The 19,510-nt window shown below is 64.9% G+C and carries 16 protein-coding genes and 1 pseudogene; 13 read left to right on the forward strand and 4 right to left on the reverse strand.

Going from position 1 to position 19,510, the window contains the following annotated elements; genetic code table 11:
- Window positions 1–134: 134 nt before the first annotated feature.
- A complete protein-coding gene (locus tag CH294_RS20720; RefSeq protein ID WP_032378994.1) occupies window positions 135–596 on the reverse strand; it encodes a peroxiredoxin in 462 nt (153 codons plus the stop codon).
- 88 nt (window positions 597–684) lie between these two features.
- Here CH294_RS20720 and CH294_RS20725 point away from each other — a divergent pair, with 88 nt between their 5' ends.
- The 12 genes and pseudogenes from CH294_RS20725 to CH294_RS20780 all read left to right on the forward strand — a co-directional run bounded on the left by CH294_RS20725 (window position 685) and on the right by CH294_RS20780 (window position 17,328).
- A complete protein-coding gene (locus CH294_RS20725) occupies window positions 685–2,253 on the forward strand; it encodes an anthranilate synthase component I (RefSeq protein ID WP_037150774.1) in 1,569 nt (522 codons plus the stop codon).
- Entirely contained in the window at window positions 2,250–2,912 is a 663-nt protein-coding gene (locus CH294_RS20730) for a TIGR02234 family membrane protein (RefSeq protein ID WP_094738944.1), read from the forward strand. The genes CH294_RS20725 and CH294_RS20730 overlap by 4 nt, the downstream gene beginning before the upstream one ends.
- Window positions 2,913–2,994: 82 nt before the next feature.
- A complete protein-coding gene (gene trpC, locus CH294_RS20735) occupies window positions 2,995–3,804 on the forward strand; it encodes an indole-3-glycerol phosphate synthase TrpC (protein WP_032378991.1) in 810 nt (269 codons plus the stop codon).
- A gap of 135 nt (window positions 3,805–3,939) precedes the next feature.
- Window positions 3,940–5,211 carry a tryptophan synthase subunit beta gene (trpB, locus tag CH294_RS20740; RefSeq protein ID WP_052058451.1) on the forward strand — a complete coding sequence of 424 codons (1,272 nt, stop codon included), beginning with the start codon at window positions 3,940–3,942 and terminating at the stop codon, window positions 5,209–5,211.
- Window positions 5,208–6,011 carry a tryptophan synthase subunit alpha gene (gene trpA, locus CH294_RS20745; RefSeq protein WP_032403996.1) on the forward strand — a complete coding sequence of 268 codons (804 nt, stop codon included), beginning with the start codon at window positions 5,208–5,210 and terminating at the stop codon, window positions 6,009–6,011. The genes trpB and trpA overlap by 4 nt, the downstream gene beginning before the upstream one ends.
- The gene (gene lgt / locus CH294_RS20750; RefSeq protein ID WP_032403997.1) at window positions 6,008–7,006 is read left to right on the forward strand and encodes a prolipoprotein diacylglyceryl transferase; all 999 of its coding nucleotides are present in this window, start codon (window positions 6,008–6,010) and stop codon (window positions 7,004–7,006) included. Before trpA ends, lgt begins: the two co-directional genes overlap by 4 nt.
- Window positions 6,999–7,889, forward strand: a complete 891-nt coding sequence (locus CH294_RS20755; protein WP_249305407.1) for a TM2 domain-containing protein — start codon at window positions 6,999–7,001, stop codon at window positions 7,887–7,889. The genes lgt and CH294_RS20755 overlap by 8 nt, the downstream gene beginning before the upstream one ends.
- A gap of 350 nt (window positions 7,890–8,239) precedes the next feature.
- Window positions 8,240–8,509, forward strand: a pseudogene (locus CH294_RS20760) (TM2 domain-containing protein); the annotation flags it as partial.
- Window positions 8,510–8,778: 269 nt separating this feature from the next.
- Window positions 8,779–13,362, forward strand: coding sequence for a glutamate synthase large subunit (gene gltB / locus CH294_RS20765; protein ID WP_032404071.1), 4,584 nt, complete (start codon window positions 8,779–8,781; stop codon window positions 13,360–13,362).
- On the forward strand, window positions 13,355–14,860 hold the full coding sequence (locus CH294_RS20770; protein WP_032403999.1) for a glutamate synthase subunit beta: 1,506 nt from the start codon (window positions 13,355–13,357) through the stop codon (window positions 14,858–14,860). Before gltB ends, CH294_RS20770 begins: the two co-directional genes overlap by 8 nt.
- A gap of 122 nt (window positions 14,861–14,982) precedes the next feature.
- A complete protein-coding gene (gene pyk, locus CH294_RS20775; protein WP_080730620.1) occupies window positions 14,983–16,401 on the forward strand; it encodes a pyruvate kinase in 1,419 nt (472 codons plus the stop codon).
- A complete protein-coding gene (locus tag CH294_RS20780; protein WP_052065892.1) occupies window positions 16,402–17,328 on the forward strand; it encodes an acyl-CoA thioesterase II in 927 nt (308 codons plus the stop codon).
- Here the strand turns inward: CH294_RS20780 and CH294_RS20785 are convergent.
- Complete coding sequence (locus tag CH294_RS20785; protein ID WP_094738945.1) at window positions 17,294–17,818, reverse strand: DNA-deoxyinosine glycosylase; 525 nt, start codon at window positions 17,816–17,818, stop codon at window positions 17,294–17,296. The genes CH294_RS20780 and CH294_RS20785 overlap by 35 nt on opposite strands.
- A 56-nt stretch (window positions 17,819–17,874) precedes the next feature.
- Between CH294_RS20785 and CH294_RS20790 the strand changes: the two genes are divergently transcribed.
- On the forward strand, window positions 17,875–18,078 hold the full coding sequence (locus tag CH294_RS20790; RefSeq protein ID WP_094704748.1) for a hypothetical protein: 204 nt from the start codon (window positions 17,875–17,877) through the stop codon (window positions 18,076–18,078).
- On the opposite strand, the gene CH294_RS20795 is transcribed toward CH294_RS20790, so the two are convergent.
- Complete coding sequence (locus CH294_RS20795; protein ID WP_094620069.1) at window positions 18,054–18,545, reverse strand: anthrone oxygenase family protein; 492 nt, start codon at window positions 18,543–18,545, stop codon at window positions 18,054–18,056. The two genes, CH294_RS20790 and CH294_RS20795, sit on opposite strands and share 25 nt — an antisense overlap.
- Window positions 18,542–19,423 (reverse strand): NAD(P)H-binding protein, encoded by an 882-nt coding sequence (locus CH294_RS20800; RefSeq protein WP_094738946.1) that lies wholly within the window; start codon window positions 19,421–19,423, stop codon window positions 18,542–18,544. The genes CH294_RS20795 and CH294_RS20800 overlap by 4 nt, the downstream gene beginning before the upstream one ends.
- Window positions 19,424–19,510: the final 87 nt, after the last annotated feature.

A 19,510-nucleotide genomic window follows, 5' to 3' on the forward strand; every position in this document is an offset into this window, starting at 1 on the left:
TCTCTGGGTCGTTACTGCAGACCACTCCTATCTCTGGGTCGTTCCTGCAGGCTCCACTCCTGCCCAGATAGTTGTGGTCTGCACATGATGCCTCGAGGGTCCCCCCACCCGAGGCATCACGTCCGACAGATGTTCTACGTGCGATGTGCGCGCAGGTACTCGAGCGCCTTGTCCGCGTGAGCCTCGAACCGTACTTCGCTCGAGAAGGTCTCGAGCACCTTCCGGTCGGTGCCGATGACGAACGTTGCCCGCTTGACCGGAGAGAGCTTGGCGAGCAGACCGCGCTTGACGCCGAACGCGGTGGCGACGGCACCGTCTTCGTCGGACAGCAGGGGGTAGTCGAAAGACTTGGCCGCGGCGAACTCCGCCTGCTTGGCGACGGCATCGGCACTGATACCGACTCGAGTGGCTCCGATCTCGGCGAACTCCGAGGCCAGGTCCCGGAAATGGCACGCTTCGGCCGTGCACCCGGGGGTGAAGGCAGCCGGGTAGAAGAACAGCACTATCGGACCGTTCGTCAGCAGTTCGGTCAGGGTTCGGATCTGTCCGGTCTGGTCCGGTAGGGAAAAGTCGGGAACGAGTTCGCCTGGTTTCATGCTCGGCAGGTTACCGCGAGCGCCGGCCTTGTCGCCGGAGCGGAGCCTGCGGAGTGACCCGTTGTGCCGAACCTGGGAGGATGGGGCAATGCGCGGCGAGACGACCACCGACCCCAGTCCCACCTCCAATACCGAGAACTCGGACTCGACCACCTCCCGCGAGGTGTTCCGGCAGCTCGCAGCCGAGCACCGAGTGGTTCCGGTGACACGAAAGGTGCTCGCCGACTCCGAGACTCCGTTGTCGGCGTACCGCAAGCTCGGTGCGGACCGGCCCGGTACCTTTCTGCTCGAGTCTGCGGAGAACGGCCGTTCGTGGTCGAGGTGGTCGTTCATCGGTGCAGGCGCTCCGGCGTCGCTGACGGTCATCGACGGCGAAGCGGCCTGGCGCGGCAACGTTCCGGCAGGGGTGCCCAGCGGCGGCGATCCGCTCGAGGTCTTGGCCAGGACACTGGAGCTGTTGCACTCCGAGCGGGTGCCCGGTCTGCCCCCGTTGACCGGCGGCATGGTCGGCTACCTGGGATACGACTCGGTGCGGCGTATCGAGAAGCTGCCCGAGCATGCGCAGGACGACCTCGGTGTGCCCGAGCTGGTGATGCTGCTCGCGACCGATCTGGCGGCCGTCGACCACCACGAGGGTGCGATCACTCTGATCGCGAACGCGGTCAACTGGGACGGAACCGATGACAACGTCGACGAGGCCTACGACGACGCCGTGCGCCGACTGGATCGCATGTGCGCCGACCTGTCCAAGCCGGCTGATTCCACCGTCTCCACCGTCTCGAAGCCTGCACCGCAGTTTCGTCGGCAGCGAACCTCCGAGGGATTCGGTGCCGACGTCGCCCGCTTGGTGGAGGAGATCGAAGCCGGCGAAGCGTTCCAGGTGGTTCTCTCGCAGCGCTTCGAGATGGATACCGATGCGTCGCCGCTCGACGTGTACCGCATGCTGCGGGCCTCCAACCCGAGCCCGTACATGTACCTGATGCACGTTCCGGGAGACAACGACGAGACTGCCTTCTCGATCGTCGGATCGAGCCCCGAGGCCCTGGTGACCGTGGTCGACGGCCTCGCCACCACGCATCCGATCGCGGGCACGCGGTGGCGCGGTACCTCCGAGGAAGAGGACGTGCTGCTCGAGAAGGATCTACTCGCCGACGAGAAGGAGAACGCGGAGCACCTGATGCTCGTGGACCTCGGTCGTAACGACCTCGGGCGCGTCTGTGCCCCCGGCACGGTCCGGGTGAGCGACTACCGCCACATCGAGCGATACAGCCATGTCATGCATCTGGTCTCGACGGTGACGGGCCGTCTGGCCGAGGGCAAGCGTGCCCTCGACGCGGTCAAGGCCTGCTTCCCGGCGGGCACCTTGTCGGGTGCACCGAAGGTGCGCGCCATGGAACTGATCGACGAGCTGGAACCGACGCGACGCGGTATCTACGGCGGAATCGTCGGCTACCTCGATTTCGCCGGTGACGCCGATACCGCCATCTCGATTCGGACCGCGCTGATCAAGGACGGGACCGCCTACGTTCAGGCCGGTGCGGGAGTCGTGGCGGATTCGGTCGCGCAATACGAGGACGACGAGGCACGAAACAAAGCCATGGCCGTACTGGGTGCAGTTGCGGCCGCAGAATCGCTCCGCGAGGTCGGCGGGCGATGACCGAGCGATCCGGTCGTCGCGCGTCGGCCGCTGTACCGGTCGCTCTGCTGATCGTGGCTGCCGCATGCCTGTGGGGCGCGTCGAGAATGACGTGGGTCCGGGTGACGTCCTCCGACGGTCTCGGGGAGAGTCGAACGGACGAACTTCTCGGTAGCACCTGGGCCGCTGCCACCACACCGCTCGCGCTCGTGTTGCTGGCGGCGGTGGCCGCGTCGTTCGCGGTGCGCGGGTGGGCCTCTCGGGTGCTGGCAGTGTTGATCGCGGTGGTGGCCGTGTCGGCCGCTGTTCCGGCCGTTCGACTGCTCACCGCGGGAGCATCCGACTCGGAGTCGGCGGCCCTTGCCGAACTCCCCGCCAGGGCTCAGGTCTCGATGACGGAGGTGTCGATTCTCCCGGCGATCGTCACCCTGATCGGCGCGTCGTGCGCCCTCGTTGCGGCGGTGGTATCGATTCGGAAAACAGCTGCCTCGCAGGTACTCTCGTCCAAGTACGACGCTCCGGCGGTGCGACGTGACGAGGTGGCTCGACGCGTTCGCAGTTCCTCGTCCGACAACGGCGTGCAGGACGAAGGCGAGGACCTCACCGAACGCATGATGTGGGACGCGCTCGATGCGGGCGAAGATCCTACCGACGAGTCCGGTACCCCGCGTTCGTCGTGATGAAACCGCCCTCTACGCTAGGTCCGACCCCGATGAGATTCCTCACATCGGAAGTCGACGCTCAGAAAGGACTGGGGGCACCATGACTGTTCTCGACTCGATTCTCGACGGTGTGCGGGCCGACGTGGCCGCGCGTGAATCGGTGGTCGATTTCGCCGCCGTCAAAGCAGCAGCGAAAGCAGCCCCGGCACCTCTCGACGCAGCGGCAGCCCTTCGTGAGGACGGTATCGGCGTCATCGCCGAGGTCAAGCGTGCCAGCCCGTCCAAGGGTGCGTTGGCAGACATCGGTGATCCAGCGGTTCTGGCTCGTGCTTACGAGCAGGGCGGTGCCCGCATCATCAGCGTCCTCACCGAAGAGCGTCGCTTCCACGGATCTCTCGCGGACCTCGACGCGGTTCGTGCCGCAGTCTCGATTCCGGTGTTGCGCAAGGATTTCATCGTCGGTCCGTATCAGATCCACGAGGCTCGGGCCCACGGTGCCGATGTCATCCTGCTGATCGTCGCGGCACTCGAGCAGGATGCCCTGGCGTCGTTGCTCGATCGCACGGAGTCGCTGGGCATGACGGCACTGGTCGAGGTGCACACCGAAGCCGAAGCGGATCGTGCTCTCGAGGCCGGTGCCCGCGTCATCGGCATCAACGCACGTAACCTCAAGACACTCGAGATCGACCGCGACAGCTTCGGCCGAATTGCGCCCGGTCTGCCCAGCGAGGTCATTCGTGTCGCAGAGTCCGGTGTACGAGGAACTGCCGACCTGCTGGCCTACGCCGGTGCCGGTGCCGACGCAGTGCTCGTCGGCGAGGGCTTGGTCACCGCAGGCGATCCCCGGACCGCCGTCTCGGACCTGGTGACGGCGGGAACACATCCGTCGTGCCCCAAGCCCGCACGCTGACTCTGCAGGACCGACTCGGGCACCCGACCCGAGCGCGGCGGCAGTCCGCCGTTGGGGCACACTGGTGCGGTGAGCACCAGCAATTCTTCAGGCACCACGGACGCCCCACAGGTAGTCCGTTTCAAGGGCGCTGATCTGCCGCAGAGCAGCATCGGCCTCACCGATCGCAGCGCGCACGAGCCCGATGTCGGTGGTCACTTCGGTGTCTACGGCGGCAGGTTCGTCCCCGAGGCGCTGATGGGTGTGATCGAGGAAGTCACCGCCGAGTACGAGAAGGTGCGCAGCGACAACGAATTCCTCGGCGAACTCGATCGACTGCAGCGCGACTACACCGGCCGACCGTCACCGGTCTTCGAGGCGACACGGTTGTCCGAGCACGCCGGCGGCGCTCGTATCCTTCTCAAACGAGAAGACCTCAACCACACCGGTTCTCACAAGATCAACAACGTTCTGGGCCAGGTTCTGCTGGCGAAGCGAATGGGCAAGACCCGGATCATCGCCGAGACCGGTGCGGGCCAGCACGGAGTCGCCACGGCGACGGCATGCGCACTGCTCGGGCTCGAATGTGTCGTGTACATGGGCGAGGTCGACACCGAACGGCAGGCGCTCAACGTCGCTCGGATGCGCTTGCTCGGATCGAGCGTCGTGGCCGTGAAGTCGGGATCGCGCACCCTCAAGGACGCCATCAACGAGGCGCTACGCGATTGGGTCACCAACGCGGACAACACGTACTACTGCTTCGGCACCGTCGCCGGGCCGCACCCGTTCCCGGTCATGGTGCGCGACTTCCAGCGCATCATCGGCCTCGAGGCGCGGCAGCAGGTGCTCGCCTCCATGGGGAGGCTGCCCGACGCCATCGCCGCCTGCGTCGGCGGTGGGTCCAACGCGATCGGAATCTTCCATGCGTTCATCGACGACGCCGACGTTCGGCTGATCGGCTTCGAGGCGGCCGGCGACGGCGTCGAGACGGGCCGTCACGCTGCGACGATCAGCGGTGGAACTCCGGGAGCGCTGCACGGGGCGTACTCGTACCTGCTGCAGGACGAGGACGGTCAGACCGTCGAATCTCATTCGATCTCAGCCGGTTTGGACTACCCGGGTGTCGGTCCCGAGCATTCCTACCTGCATGACATCGGTCGCGCAGAGTACCGGGGCATCACCGATACCGAGGCGATGAATGCGTTCAAGCTGCTGTGCCGTACCGAGGGCATCATTCCGGCCATCGAGTCCTCACATGCCATCGCAGGCGCACTGACCCTCGGCAAGGAGTTGGGCGAAGGTGCGATCATTCTGGTCAACCTGTCCGGGCGTGGCGACAAGGACGTCGACACCGCGGCCGAGTGGTTCGGCCTGATCGACGGAGACGGCGACGCGAACGTGGACGAAGAAGTGGGTATCAAGCCATGAGCAACAACGACTCTCGCCTCTCTGCGACCTTCGGTCAGTGCCGCGCCGAAGGGCGCGCAGCACTCGTCGGGTACCTCCCCGCAGGCTTTCCGACCGTTCCGCGCTCGGTCGAGGTGTTCAAGACCATGGTCGACGCCGGATGCGACATCGTCGAGGTCGGCATTCCGTATTCCGATCCGGTGATGGACGGACCCACGATTCAGGCCGCAGCCGACGTCGCGCTGCGAGCCGGTGCTCGGGTCAAGGACGTGTTCGCAGTGACCGAGCAGGTCTCTGCCGCAGGCGGAAAAGCAGTCGTCATGACCTACTGGAATCTGGTCCTCAAATACGGCATCGAGAACTTCGCCCGCGATCTCGCCGGTGCGGGCGGGCTCGGAATCATCACCCCCGATCTCATTCCGGACGAGGCGCAGGAATGGATCGAGGTTTCCGACAGGTACGGTCTCGACCGCATCTTCCTCGTAGCTCCGTCGTCCACCGAGGAACGGCTCGTCAGCACCGTCGAAGCCAGCAGCGGTTTCGTCTACGCCGCCTCGACCATGGGCGTGACCGGTGCCCGCGACGCGGTGTCCTCGATGGCCCCCGAACTGTCGGCTCGCATCCGAAAGCACTCCGACATCCCCATCGGCGTCGGCCTCGGTGTTCGCTCTGGCGCTCAGGCCGCCGAGATCGCCCGCTACGCCGATGCAGTCATCGTCGGATCGGCCTTGGTCAGTGCCGTGGACAACGGACTCGACGCGGTGCGTGACCTGACGACGGAACTCGCCGAGGGTGTCCGTTCCGCTAACGTAGCGTCGTGACCTCGACCGAGATTCTGGCCTACATTCCCAGCCCCGCGCAGGGAGTGTGGCACGTCGGACCGCTCGCTCTGCGGGCCTACGCCCTGTTCATCATCATCGGCATCGTCGTATCGGTGGTGTGGGGCGATCGCCGTTGGGTCGCTCGAGGGGGAACCAAGGGCACCGTCCTCGACGTCGCAGTCTGGGCCGTTCCGTTCGGTTTGCTCGGTGGACGTCTCTACCACGTGGCAACAGACTGGAAGACGTACTTCGGTCCCGGCGGAAATCCGGTCGAAGCTCTGTACGTCTGGAACGGTGGTCTCGGAATCTGGGGAGCGGTGTTCCTCGGCGGAGTCGGTGCTTGGATTGCCTGCCGTCGACGAGGGATCCCCTTGCCTGCATTCGGTGACGCGGTGGGGCCCCCGATTCTGCTGGCCCAGGCGATCGGCCGCATAGGCAACTACTTCAACCAAGAGCTGTACGGTCGTGCAACCACGCAGCCGTGGGGTCTGGAAATCTACGAGCGAGTCGACTCGAACGGGCGACTGGACCCTCTGAACGGCGTGTCGACCGGGTTCGTGGAGAAGGTCGTCCACCCGACGTTCCTCTACGAGTTGCTGTGGAGCCTCGCGATCGTCGCCCTGCTGGTGCTGATCGACCGCAAGTACACGATCGGCCACGGACGACTGTTCGCGTTGTACGTCGCCGGATACTGCGTCGGGCGTTTCTGGGTGGAACTCATGCGTGACGATTTCGCGACGAAGATCGCGGGACTTCGCGTCAACACCTTCACATCCGCCATCGTCTTCGTCCTGGCGGTCGCCTACTTCGTCATCGCCACCAAGGGTCGCGAAGACCCCGCGACACTGAAATCGAACGACGACGTGGACGGCGGTAACGACGCCGCAGACGGCGATGCCTCCGGCGATGCGGACGAGACCGACCGAACCACCGATGCTCGGGACGTGCAGACGTCCGACAAGAAAGCCGAGGAAGAAGGCAGTACACGTGGTTGATTTCGACAAGACCCACGGCCCCGAATCCGGTTCCGGCACAGGCGATTCCAGCGACGGTGACGCCAAGCCGACCACGCCGTTCGGCACTCCGTTCGACTACGGTGCCACCGCCGAGGCGTCGCTCTCGGAGCCGCCGGCAACCTCGGAATCCGCACCGTCGCACGGCCCCACCGGGCCCACGGGGCCGGGCTGGGATACGTATTCGGGTATCGGAAACGGCCCAGGTTGGTCCAGCACACCGAGCTACCCGGCCCCGAGCCCGGACGGCAGTATCGACAATCCGGTCGGAGGATTCCCGCCGGCCCAGAACTACCCGGCCCAGAACTACCCACCCCAGAACTACCCGCAACAGGGGTACGGCCAGCAGCAGGGCTACCCGCAACAGGGGTACGGCCAGCCGCAGAGCTACGCGCAGCAGGGGTACGGCCAGCAACAGGGCTACCCGCAGCAGGGGTACGGCCAGCAACAGGGCTACCCGCAGCAGGGCTACCCACAACAGGGCTACCCGCAACCAGGGTTCGGTCAGTCGCAGGGTTTCGGTGCGCCCATGGGCTATGCGGGCGGACACCCGTACGGCGTCGGCCCAGACGCTCCGTACGGTCGCGATCCGGTCACCGGCGAGCCGTTGTCGGACAAGTCCAAGATCGTCGGCGGCCTGCTGCAGATATTTCTCGGTTGGTTGGGTGTCGGTCGCTTCTACCTCGGCAGTACCGGGATCGGTGTCGCCCAGCTGCTCCTGTTCTTCTTCGGTGTTCTGCTCACCGCAGTGTTCGGCCTCGGGCTGATTCTGCTGTTCGGGCTTTTCGTCTGGCACGTCGTCGACGGCGTGCTCATTTTGGTGGGCAATGTATCGGACGCTCAGGGGCGAAAACTGAGAGACTGAGCCCTCGTTCGCACTGCACTCGAACAAGGGAGCCCGAAGTGAGTGACTCAGGTACATCGTCGTCCGACGGATCACCGGGCGACGCATCCGGTTCCACGGAACCGACGATCTCGTTCGAGAAGGGCAGTCCTGCAGGCTCGGGTCCCGTCTACGGCGCACCCGATCCCAATTACACGACCCCGAACTACGGCACCCCGAACACTCCCGGTGCCGCCGATCAGGGTCAGCAGTTCGGACCTCCTCCCGGTGTCGGTTATCCACCGCCCGCCGATGGTTCGGGTCAGTACTTCGCGCCGCCGCCGTACTCGGGTGGTCAGTACGGTGGGCCGCAGTACGCGGGTGGTCCTGGTTTCATGGACCCGATGGCTCCCTACGGCCGGCACCCGGTCACCGGCGAACCCTTCTCCGACAAGCAGAAGCTGACGGCAGGCCTGCTCAACATCCTCCTGGGCGCATTCGGAGCCGGTCGTTTCTATCTCAACCAGCCGGGTATTGCAGTGGCCCAGATTGCCGTCACGTGGCTCACCTGCGGTATCGGTGGCATCTGGCCGTTGATCGACGGGATCATGATGCTCACCGGCAGCGTGCGCGACGAACACGGTCGACCGCTGCGCGACTGACGACCGTTTCGACGGCCACCGGCATTCGCGATTGCATCGTTGCGAATTCCAACTGCTACGATTTCGCCATCCGGGAGCAATCTCGGATTCTTTCGCGGGCCAGGGCTGTCCCGGTGAATTCCCGACAGGCGTTTCGATTTCGGCTTGTGAGACCGTTCCGGTCGACATGAACCGAACCAGCCGGCGGGGTTGCCGAGACTCACGGCGCAGCGGTCGAAGTCGCTGCTTCGCCCTCACGCACCCCACCGGCCTACGTGGAGGTGATCGTGGTGCTGTTTTCTCGGATGCCTGCGGAGCAGGGTCTGTACGACCCGAGCTTGGAGAAGGATTCCTGCGGCGTGGCGATGATCGCCGACATCGCGGGACGACGGTCCCATGCCATTGTGGCCGACGGCGTTCTGGCACTGGAGAATCTGGAACATCGCGGCGCTGCCGGGGCCGAACCCAACAGCGGTGACGGCGCAGGCATTCTGATCCAGCTCCCGGTCGAACTTCTCGTCTCTCTCGCGCCGTTCGATCTACCTACGGCATCAGCCGACGGTGACAATACATTTGCAGCCGGCGTGTGTTTTCTGCCGCAGGGAATCCGGGAGCGTGCGCTCGCCGTCGAACGTGTCGAATCCGTTGCGACCGAAGAAGGTCTGGAGATCCTGGGTTGGGTCCCGGTCGAGGTAGATCCCGATCGAGCCGACGTGGGAGTCACCGCTCTGGGCTGTATGCCGTACATGAGCTACCTCTTCGTCACGGCCCCCGAGGTCGACGGCGTGCGGCCGGCCGGTCTGGCGCTCGATCGGTTGGTGTACGCGCTGCGTAAGCGTTCGGAACGGGTCACCCCCGAGATCGAGGCCGAGGGCTCCGGGTTGTTCTTTCCATCGCTGTCCTCGCGCACCATCGTCTACAAGGGCATGCTCACCACGATGCAGCTGCCGCTCTACTTCCCGGAGTTGCGGAACCCGTTGTGCACGAGCGCTATTGCCATCGTTCACAGTCGATTCTCCACCAACACGTTTCCGTCGTGGCCGCTGGCGCACCCGCATCGCTACGTGGCCCACAACGGTGAGATCAACACCGTCAAGGGCAACCGAAACCGAATGCGGGCTCGGGAAGCGCTGCTCTCGAGCGACCTGATCCCCGGTGACCTCGAGCGGTTGTTCCCGATCTGCAATCCCGATGCGTCGGACTCGGTGTCCTTGGACGAGGTGCTCGAACTGCTGCACCTCGGTGGACGCAGTGTTCCGCATGTGGTGATGATGATGGTGCCGGAGCCGTGGGAGAACCACCGCACGATGGATCCGCGAGTGCGGGCGTTCTATCAGTTCCATTCGTCGATGATGGAGGCCTGGGACGGCCCGGCTTGTGTGACGTTCACCGACGGCAGCTACGTCGGGGCCGTACTCGATCGCAACGGGCTTCGCCCCGGTCGCTGGTGGCAGACGGCCGACGGTCGCGTGATCCTCGCCAGCGAGGCCGGCGTGCTCGATGTGCCGCAATCCGAGGTCGTCGCCAAGGGCCGACTCGAGCCGGGCAAGATGTTCCTGATCGACACCGTCGCCGGACGATTGGTACCCGACGAGGAGATCAAGCTCCAACTGGCCACCGAACATCCGTATCAGGAGTGGCTGCATGCCGGACTGCTCGAGATCAAGAGCCTGCCCGAGCGCGCGCACATTCAGTACAACCACGACTCCGTGGTGCGCAGGCAGGTCGCGTTCGGTTACACCGAGGAAGACCTGCGCGTCGTACTGACACCGATGGCCGCATCCGGGGGAGAGCCACTGGGGTCCATGGGCACCGACACCCCTGCGGCAGTCATGTCGCAGCGCTCGCGTCAGCTCTACGACTACTTCATCGAGCTGTTCGCCCAGGTCACCAACCCGCCGCTGGATTCGATCCGGGAGGAGATCGTGACCTCGCTCGCGCGGGTGATGGGTCCCGAGCAGAACCTGCTCGAGCCCACCGCGGCGTCGTGCAGGCAGATCGTGTTGCCGTGGCCGGTGCTCGACAACGACGAGTTGAACAAGATCATCCACATCAACGACGACGGCGACCACCCAGGATTGTCGGCGACGGTGTTGCGGGGCCTCTACGAGGTCGAGCGCGGCGGCGAAGGTCTCGCCGAGGCCATCGAGGAACTGCGTGCTCGGGCATCGGAAGCCATCGCTGCCGGGTACACGACGCTGATCATCTCCGATCGCGACTCGGACCACACCCGCGCTCCGATTCCGTCGTTGCTGGCCACCTCGGCCGTACACCACCATCTGGTGCGCACCAAGGAGCGCACCAAGATCGCACTCGTCGTCGAATCCGGCGATGCACGCGAAGTCCATCATCTCGCGCTGCTCATCGGATTCGGTGCCGCTGCAGTCAACCCGTATCTGGCGATGGAATCGATCGAGGATCTCGTCGGCGAGGGTGAGCTGACCGGCGTCGAACCGACGATCGCAGTACGGAACTATCTGTACGGTCTCGGCAAGGGTGTGCTCAAGGTGATGTCCAAGATGGGCATCTCGACCGTCGGGTCCTACACCGGCGCACAGGTTTTCGAGGCGGTCGGTCTCGATCGCGAGGTGGTGCGCGAGTACTTCAAGGGCACGGTCAGCAAGCTCGGCGGCGTCGGCCTGGACGTGCTCGCCGAGGAGGTCAAGCTGCGCCACCGTCGGGCGTACCCCGAGAACCCCACCGACCGAGTTCACCGTCGGTTGGAAATCGGCGGTGAGTACCAGTTCCGGCGGGAAGGGGAACTGCACCTGTTCACGCCCGAAACGGTGTTCCTGTTGCAGCATGCGACCCGCACCGGGCGCTACGACGTGTTCCAGAAGTACACCGACGAGGTGGACCGGCTCGCTCGTGAAGGCGGTGCCCTGCGTGGTTTGTTCGAGTTCAAAGATGGTGTGCGGCAGCCGGTTCCGCTCGACGAAGTGGAGTCGGTCGAATCGATCGTGACGCGGTTCAACACCGGAGCGATGAGCTACGGATCCATTTCCGCCGAAGCGCACGAGACGATGGCCGTGGCGATGAACAACCTCGGCGGCCGGTCCAACTCGGGTGAGGGCGGTGAGGACGTCGACCGCCTCTACGACCCGAAGCGCCGCAGTGCCGTCAAGCAGGTGGCCAGTGGCCGCTTCGGGGTGACCAGCGACTACCTGGTCAACGCCACCGATATTCAGATCAAGATGGCGCAGGGAGCCAAGCCAGGCGAGGGCGGTCAGTTGCCCGGCTACAAGGTGTATCCGTGGGTGGCGAAGACACGACATTCGACGCCGGGCGTCGGCTTGATCTCGCCGCCCCCGCACCACGACATCTATTCGATCGAGGATCTCGCGCAGCTGATCCACGACCTCAAGAACGCCAACGAGAATGCGCGCGTGCACGTCAAGCTCGTCAGTTCCGTCGGCGTCGGCACGGTGGCGACCGGCGTCAGTAAGGCGCACGCCGACGTCGTCCTCATCTCGGGATACGACGGCGGAACCGGGGCGGCACCGTTGACCTCGCTCAAGCATGCCGGCGCTCCGTGGGAGATCGGCCTGGCCGACGCTCAGCAGACGCTGGTGCTCAACGGCCTGCGTGACCGCATCACCGTGCAGTGCGACGGTGGAATGCGCACCGGTCGAGACGTCATCGTCGCGGCACTTCTCGGTGCGGAGGAATTCGGATTCTCGACGGCTCCGCTGATCGTGGCGGGATGCATCATGATGCGTGTCTGCCACCTCGACACGTGCCCGGTCGGGGTCGCGACCCAGAACCCGGAGCTGCGCAAGAGGTTCACCGGGAAGCCGGAGTTTCTCGAGGACTTCTTCAAGTTCATCGCCGAGGACGTGCGAAAGTACCTCGCGCAGCTCGGCTTCCGCAGTATCGACGAGGCAGTGGGCCACGCCGACGTACTGGAGACAGCCGCAGGCGTCGCACACTGGAAGAGCAAGGGCCTGGATCTTGCTCCGATCTTCGCGATGCCCGTCGACCGGCACGGTGCCCCGATGTCGCAGCGTCGACGCCTCCGCGGGCAAGACCACGGTCTCGATCTCGCGCTGGATCGGACGCTGATCCAGTTGGCGGAGGGAGCGCTGGAGGACGCGCATCCGGTGAAGCTCGAGCTGCCGGTACGTAACGTCAACCGCACCGTCGGAACGCTTCTGGGGTCCGAGGTCACCCGACGCTACGGCGCGGGTGGGCTCCCGGACGACACCATTCGCGTTGCGTTCACCGGATCGGCAGGGCAGTCGCTCGGTGCCTTCCTGCCGCCGGGTATCACGATCGATCTGGTCGGTGACGCGAACGACTATGTCGGCAAGGGACTGTCGGGTGGTCGCATCGTGGTGCGCCCGGCCGACGATGCGCCCTTCGTCGCCGAGGACAACGTGATCGCCGGCAACACCATTCTGTACGGCGCAACCTCGGGCGAGGTGTACCTGCGGGGCAAGGCAGGTGAGCGCTTCGCGGTCCGGAACTCGGGAGCGATCGCGGTGAACGAGGGCGTGGGTGACCACGCGTTCGAGTACATGACCGGTGGCCGGGTCGTCGTGCTGGGCCCGACCGGTCGCAACATGGCCGCGGGAATGTCCGGCGGTATCGCCTTCGTTCTCGGTCTCGATCCGGCCGACGTGAACATGGCGATGGTCGAACTGCAGGTCCCCAACCCGGACGATCTGGTGTGGCTGCGCGAGACCGTCGAGAATCACCAGCGCTGGACCGGGTCCACCGTCGCGACCTCGTTGCTGGCCGACTGGCCACGCCGGTCCGCGCTGTTCACCAAAGTCATGCCCGTCGACTACCAGCGGGTGCTGGAAGCGACTCGAATGGCGCGTGCCGAAGGGCGCGACGTCGATGCTGCGATCATGGAGGCTGCACGTGGCTGATCCACAGGGATTTCTGAAAGTCGTCAAGCGCGAGGCTGTCAAGCGTCCGATCGGTGAGCGCGTCAAGGACTGGAACGAGGTGTATTCGCACCAGCCGACGAGCGAACGGGCCGCGGAGGTCTCCGATCAGGCACGTCGTTGTATGGACTGCGGAATTCCGTTCTGCCACTCCGGAACTGCAGGTTGTCCGCTGGGCAATCTCATTCCCGAGTGGAACGATCTGGTTCGTCGTGACCGGTGGGATGCGGCGAGCGACCGACTGCACGCGACCAACAACTTCCCGGAGTTCACCGGTCGGGTGTGCCCGGCACCGTGCGAATCAGCCTGTGTGCTTTCGATTTCCGAGGCGGCCACCGGCGGTAGCGTCACGATCAAGCGGGTCGAGCAGACCATCGCGGATCTGGCCTGGGAAGAGGGCAGCATCGTTCCGCAGCCGCCGACGATCACCACCGGGAAGCGAGTCGCCGTCGTGGGATCCGGTCCTGCGGGATTAGCTGCGGCACAACAGCTCACACGCGCCGGACACGACGTCACGGTGTACGAGCGGGATGACCGCCTGGGTGGTCTGCTCCGGTACGGCATCCCCGAGTTCAAGCTGGAGAAGTCGGTGCTGGATCAGCGCCTGATGCAGATGCGGGCCGAGGGAACACATTTCGTGACCGACTGCGAGGTGGGCATCGACTTCACGGTCGAGCAGCTCCGCGAATCCTTCGATGCCGTCGTGCTGGCGGTCGGCGCTCTGCGGGCCCGAGACAACACCGAGGTGATCGGTCGCGAACTCGACGGTATCCACCTGGCGATGGAGCACCTGGTGCCGTCGAACAAGGAATGTGAGGGCGACGGTCCCACGTCGATCTCGGCCGCGGACAAGCATGTGGTGATCATCGGCGGCGGCGACACCGGGGCCGACTGTCTGGGTACGGCGCACCGCCAGGGTGCCGCGTCGGTCACCCAGCTGGATTACAACCCTGCTCTGCCCGGGGCACGCGACGACAGCCTGTCGCCGTGGCCGTCGTGGCCGTTGGTACTGCGCACCTCGCCTGCGCACGCCGAGGGCGGCGTTGTACGTCATCAGGTGGCCGTGCAGCGCTTCCTCGGTGACGAGCGCGGACACGTGCGTGCCATGGTGCTGGCCGAGGTGGAGGTGCAGCGTGACGCGGACGGTCGACGCGTCGTCACGCCGATCGGTGAAGAGGTCGAACTGCCCTGTGATCTGGCGCTGTTCGCCATCGGTTTCGAAGGCGTGGAGCACGGTCCGTTGCTCGACGAGTACGGCCTCGCGCTCACCAAGCGTGGTGCGTTGTCGTGTGGTCCCGACTGGCAGACCACCGCGCCTGGGGTGTTCGTCTGCGGAGATGCGCATCGAGGTGCGTCGTTGGTCGTGTGGGCGATCGCAGAGGGACGATCGGCGGCTCATGGAGTCGACGCTTTCCTCACCGGGCACTCGGAATTGCCGTCTCCGGTGCACCCCACGGCACTGCCTCTCGCGGTGGTGTGACGCTCGTCTCTGAACCGATGCAGACCGTCCCAGCAGCGGCGTAGCGAGGCTACCGATCGGTAGTATCCGACTGGGAACGTCTGCGATAGAGAACGGGGCGTCCAGCGGCTAGGCTCGCTTTCGTGAGCCGACGTACGAAGATTGTCTGCACCCTTGGACCCGCAACCGCAACCACAGAGCGAATCCGTGAACTCGTAGAGAGTGGAATGGATGTCGCACGACTGAACTTCAGCCATGGTGATCACCCCGATCACCAGGCCAACTACGAGAGGGTCCGCGCAGCGTCGGACGCCACCGGCAAAGCCGTGGGCATTCTGGCCGACCTGCAGGGACCGAAGATTCGTCTCGGCCGCTTCGCCGAGGGCTCGACCACCTGGGCCAGCGGTGAGCTGATCCGTATCACCGTCGAGGAGTGCGAAGGCACCCACGACCGGGTGTCGACCACCTACAAGGAACTGGCTCAGGACGCGAAGGAAGGCGACCGCCTCCTTGTGGACGACGGCAAGGTCGGCCTCGTGGTCACCGGAGTCGAAGGCAACGACGTGCTGTGTCGTGTCACCGAAGGTGGACCGGTCAGCAACAACAAGGGCGTCTCCCTGCCCGGCATGGACGTGTCCGTTCCGGCCATGAGCGAGAAGGACATCGCGGACCTCGAATTCGCACTCGCTCTGGGATGCGACTTCATCGCGCTCTCGTTCGTCCGTTCGCCCGCGGACGTCGAACTCGTCCATGCCGTCATGGATCGTGTCGGCCGCCGAGTTCCCGTCATTGCCAAGCTGGAGAAGCCCGAGGCTGTCGACAACCTCGAAGCCATCGTGCTCGCGTTCGACGCCATCATGGTTGCCCGCGGTGACCTCGGCGTCGAGTTGCCGCTCGAGCAGGTCCCGCTGGTGCAGAAGCGCGCCATTCAGATCGCTCGCGCCAACGCCAAGCCCGTCATCGTCGCGACTCAGATGCTCGAATCGATGATCGAGAATTCCCGTCCGACGCGCGCCGAGGCCTCCGACGTGGCCAACGCGGTGCTCGACGGCACCGATGCGGTGATGCTGTCCGGTGAGACCTCGGTCGGCAAGTACGTCATGGAGACGGTGCGGACCATGGCGCGCATCGTCGAAACGGTCGAGACCGAGGGCGACAGCGTTCCGCCGCTGACACACGTCCCGCGCACCAAGCGCGGCGTGATCTCCTACGCCGCCCGCGACATCGGAGAGCGGCTGGATGCCAAGGCTCTCGTGGCCTTCACACAGTCGGGTGACACCGTTCGACGGTTGGCCCGTCTGCACACCAAGCTTCCTCTTCTCGCGTTCACCTCGATCTCCGAGGTACGCAGCCAGCTGTCGCTGAGCTGGGGAACCGAGACGTTCCTGGTACCCGACGTGGGGTCCACGGACGCGATGGTCAAAGAGGTCGACAAGGCGCTGCTCGAACTCGGTCGGTACAACAAGGGCGATCAGGTCGTGATCGTGGCCGGTGCCCCTCCCGGCACAGTAGGCTCGACCAACTTGATCCATGTGCACCGAATCGGAGAAGAGGACCGGTAAGTGGTCGAAGCGGGGGGAACCGGCGTCAGCGAAAGCGCGCCGAGCAGTACAGCGGTGAAGACCGATCTCGAGACGCTCCTCGATCTCCTCGCACTGGAGGAGATCGAGGAGGACGTGTTCGTCGGCGTTCACCCCGAGCAGGTGGGGAGCCGTACGTTCGGGGGACAACTTGTCGCACAGGGCCTGATCGCAGCGGGTCGCACCGTGTCCGGCACGTCGCGGGACGTCCACGCGATCAACGCCCACTTCATCCGCGGTGGTGACGTCAAGAAGCCCATCGAATACCGGGTCTCGCGCCAGCGCGACGGCCGCGCCTTCGCCAACCGTCAGGTGACTGCTGTCCAGGACGGCAACGAACTGTTCGTCATGCTCGCAGCGTTCCAAGATTTCGGAAAAGGCCTGGAACACAGCGTCGAGGTTCCCGAGGTTCCGTACCCCGACGCGCTGCCACCCCTGGGCGATCATTTCGTCGGGTACGAGGATCGACTCCAGATGTTCGTCGATGCTCTCAAGCCGATCGACATGCGCTACGCGAACGATCCGGCCTGGATCATGCATGGCACCGGTGAGAAGCTCAATCACAATCGAGTCTGGATGAAGGCCGACGGCGATCTGCCCGACGCCTCGATATTTCACGCCGCGACCATGGGCTACGCGTCGGACACCACCGTGCTCGATTCGATCATCACCACTCACGGACTGTCGTGGGGACTCGATCGGATCGTCGCCGCCACGGTGAACCACTCCATCTGGTTCCACCGACCGTTCAGGTTCGACGAGTGGGCCCTGTACGCCACCGAATCACCCGTCGCCGCCGGCTCGCGTGGCCTGGCCACCGGTCGTTTCTTCTCGATGGACGGCCAGTTGCTGGCAACGGTCGTGCAGGAAGGCCTCATTCGACATTTTCCGAAGCGGGTCCGCGACTGAACGCGCTCGCCCAGGCCCGAGTCTTGGCTGCAAGGTCCAGTGAGGCGTGCGCCGGACTGGTAGAGGGCAACCGGGTGAATTCGACGCGGGGGAGCGGCAGTCCCGTCGCCACGTGACGTCGGTAGCTCTCGGCCGACTTGGCTCCGTTGAAGAACACCCTGTCGATATTCGGCTGCTGCGCGAACAGTGACTCGAAATCGTTTGCAACGATAGATGATTCGACAATTGCCGAATCGAGACTGCCCGCGCGCGTGCACAGTTTCAGTACATCCCAGACGGCAATTCGGTGGTCTCGGAGGCGCTCTGTGCGTGCGTCGTACGGGAGTTCGGGTCCGGCACCGAACAACGTTCCCATGATCGGCCAGAACGCATTTCGTGGATGGGCGTAGTACTGCTGCGCCGCCAGCGATGCGACGCCGGGCATGGAGCCCAGCACCAGGGTGGTTGCGCCCGGGCCGACGATCGGCTCGAAACTGTGCACGACGTTCATGGCGCGATTGAAGCAAATCCCCGCGGGGGTGCGGGAGTGGGGACCACAATGGAGAGATGTTGGATCCACGTGTACTCGACAACAACGAACTCGAAGCCGAACTCGCCGCACTGCGCCGGGGGCGTGACGCAGCGATGGACGAGGGCGCACGCGACGTCTCGACCGTCGACACCGACCACCTCATCGCGCGGTTCGAGGAAGAAATTCGCAAGCGACACCAGGATTCGACGTCCGATCAGCCCAGTACCGATCTGCCCTGACCCAGAATCAGGACCGCGCATGCTGCGGTCGCGGCCGCGGTACGAATGTTGTTCCACAGCACCCACTTCGTCGTGAACTCTTCCCACGTCGCCGCTCCTGCCGCGGTGGTCGAGTCGGCTGCAGCCAACGCGTCGTTGAGGGGCACATTCAGTGTGACCGTGACCGCGAAGCACCCGATCACGTACAGCACTGCCCCGGCGATGATCAGTGCGGAGTGGCCGCGGTCGGTGAACGGAGTCGACACGGCTGCGATCACGCAGGACAGCGCCGTGCCCATGAACAGGATGAGAAACAGCGGATTGAGGATCGCTGCATTGGCACTCTGCATCGAGGAGATCGCGACCGGAACGGGAAGGGTCTTCAGTCCGGGCAGCACGCTGATCGAGAACGCCAGCAGCACTCCCGCCATCAATGCTGATCCGATTGCGCCGACAAGTGTTGATGCGGAGGCTATTCGGTCGATCATGACACGGCTGCCGGTGCCGGAATCGAGTCCGCGAATTCTTCGAAGGAGGTCTCGGTGCTGTTGTCGGGTGACCGGCGAACGTCACGGGTCAGTTCTTCGGTGTTGAATGCCCTGGTCATGTCGACGTACAACTGTGCATATGATCGCGAGAATCCAATCGAGACGAGCACGTCTGCCATGGCCTCGTACGGCAGGCGCTCGTAACGCGCCGCTGTGATTGCCAGTCGTTCACCCAGAATTGCCGTGGCCTCGGCGTAGCTGAGGTCTCGCTCGCCCAGCAGAACCTGGGTGCGTACACCGTCCCACGGCGAATCGGTCAGTGCCCGTACGGCGGCGTCGGCGATGTCCGAGGTGGCGATCATCGGAATCGGAAGGTGCGGGTCCACCGAGTCCACGTGTGTTCCACTGTCGGTCAGCTGTTGCGCCGCCGGAAGCAAGTTCTCGAAGAACGACACCGGACGCAGCAGGTGAAGGCTCCGATCGGTCGATGTCCGGAGGCGTTCTTCCTGTTCGGCGAGGCAGCCGATGACGCCGGGTGCGTCGAGGCGATCGGCACCGAGGCTGCTCAGCGCCACGATCCTCTCCACCTCGGACACGCGGAGGGCATCGACGATCGAGGCGCCCCACAGAGCCTGCTCGGCGGCGAAGTCCTCGGCGTAGGGATTGCTCGGCAGCATCGCGAACACGGCCTCGCTCCCCGCGAAGGATGCGGCCGGCACGGGTGTCAGGTCCGCCTGGACGGTGTGCGCGCCACCAGCCGCCAGCGCGTCGAGGCGAGCGGTGTTCCGGCCGATTGCGCGCACGTGCCTGCCCTCCTTCAGAAGTCTCTCGGCGACGCGATATCCGACCTGACCGGTCGCTCCCAGAATCGTGATCATGGTGTTCCTTCCGTTGAGTCCGTTGTCACTGCATCCACTCTGGACGTCCAGAGCTGGATGGACAATGACTTATCGGCTCGAAAAGAT

Origin of the sequence: Rhodococcus sp. 14-2483-1-1 (assembly GCF_002259335.1) — a bacterium.
In the GTDB taxonomy this organism is placed as follows: domain Bacteria; phylum Actinomycetota; class Actinomycetes; order Mycobacteriales; family Mycobacteriaceae; genus Rhodococcoides.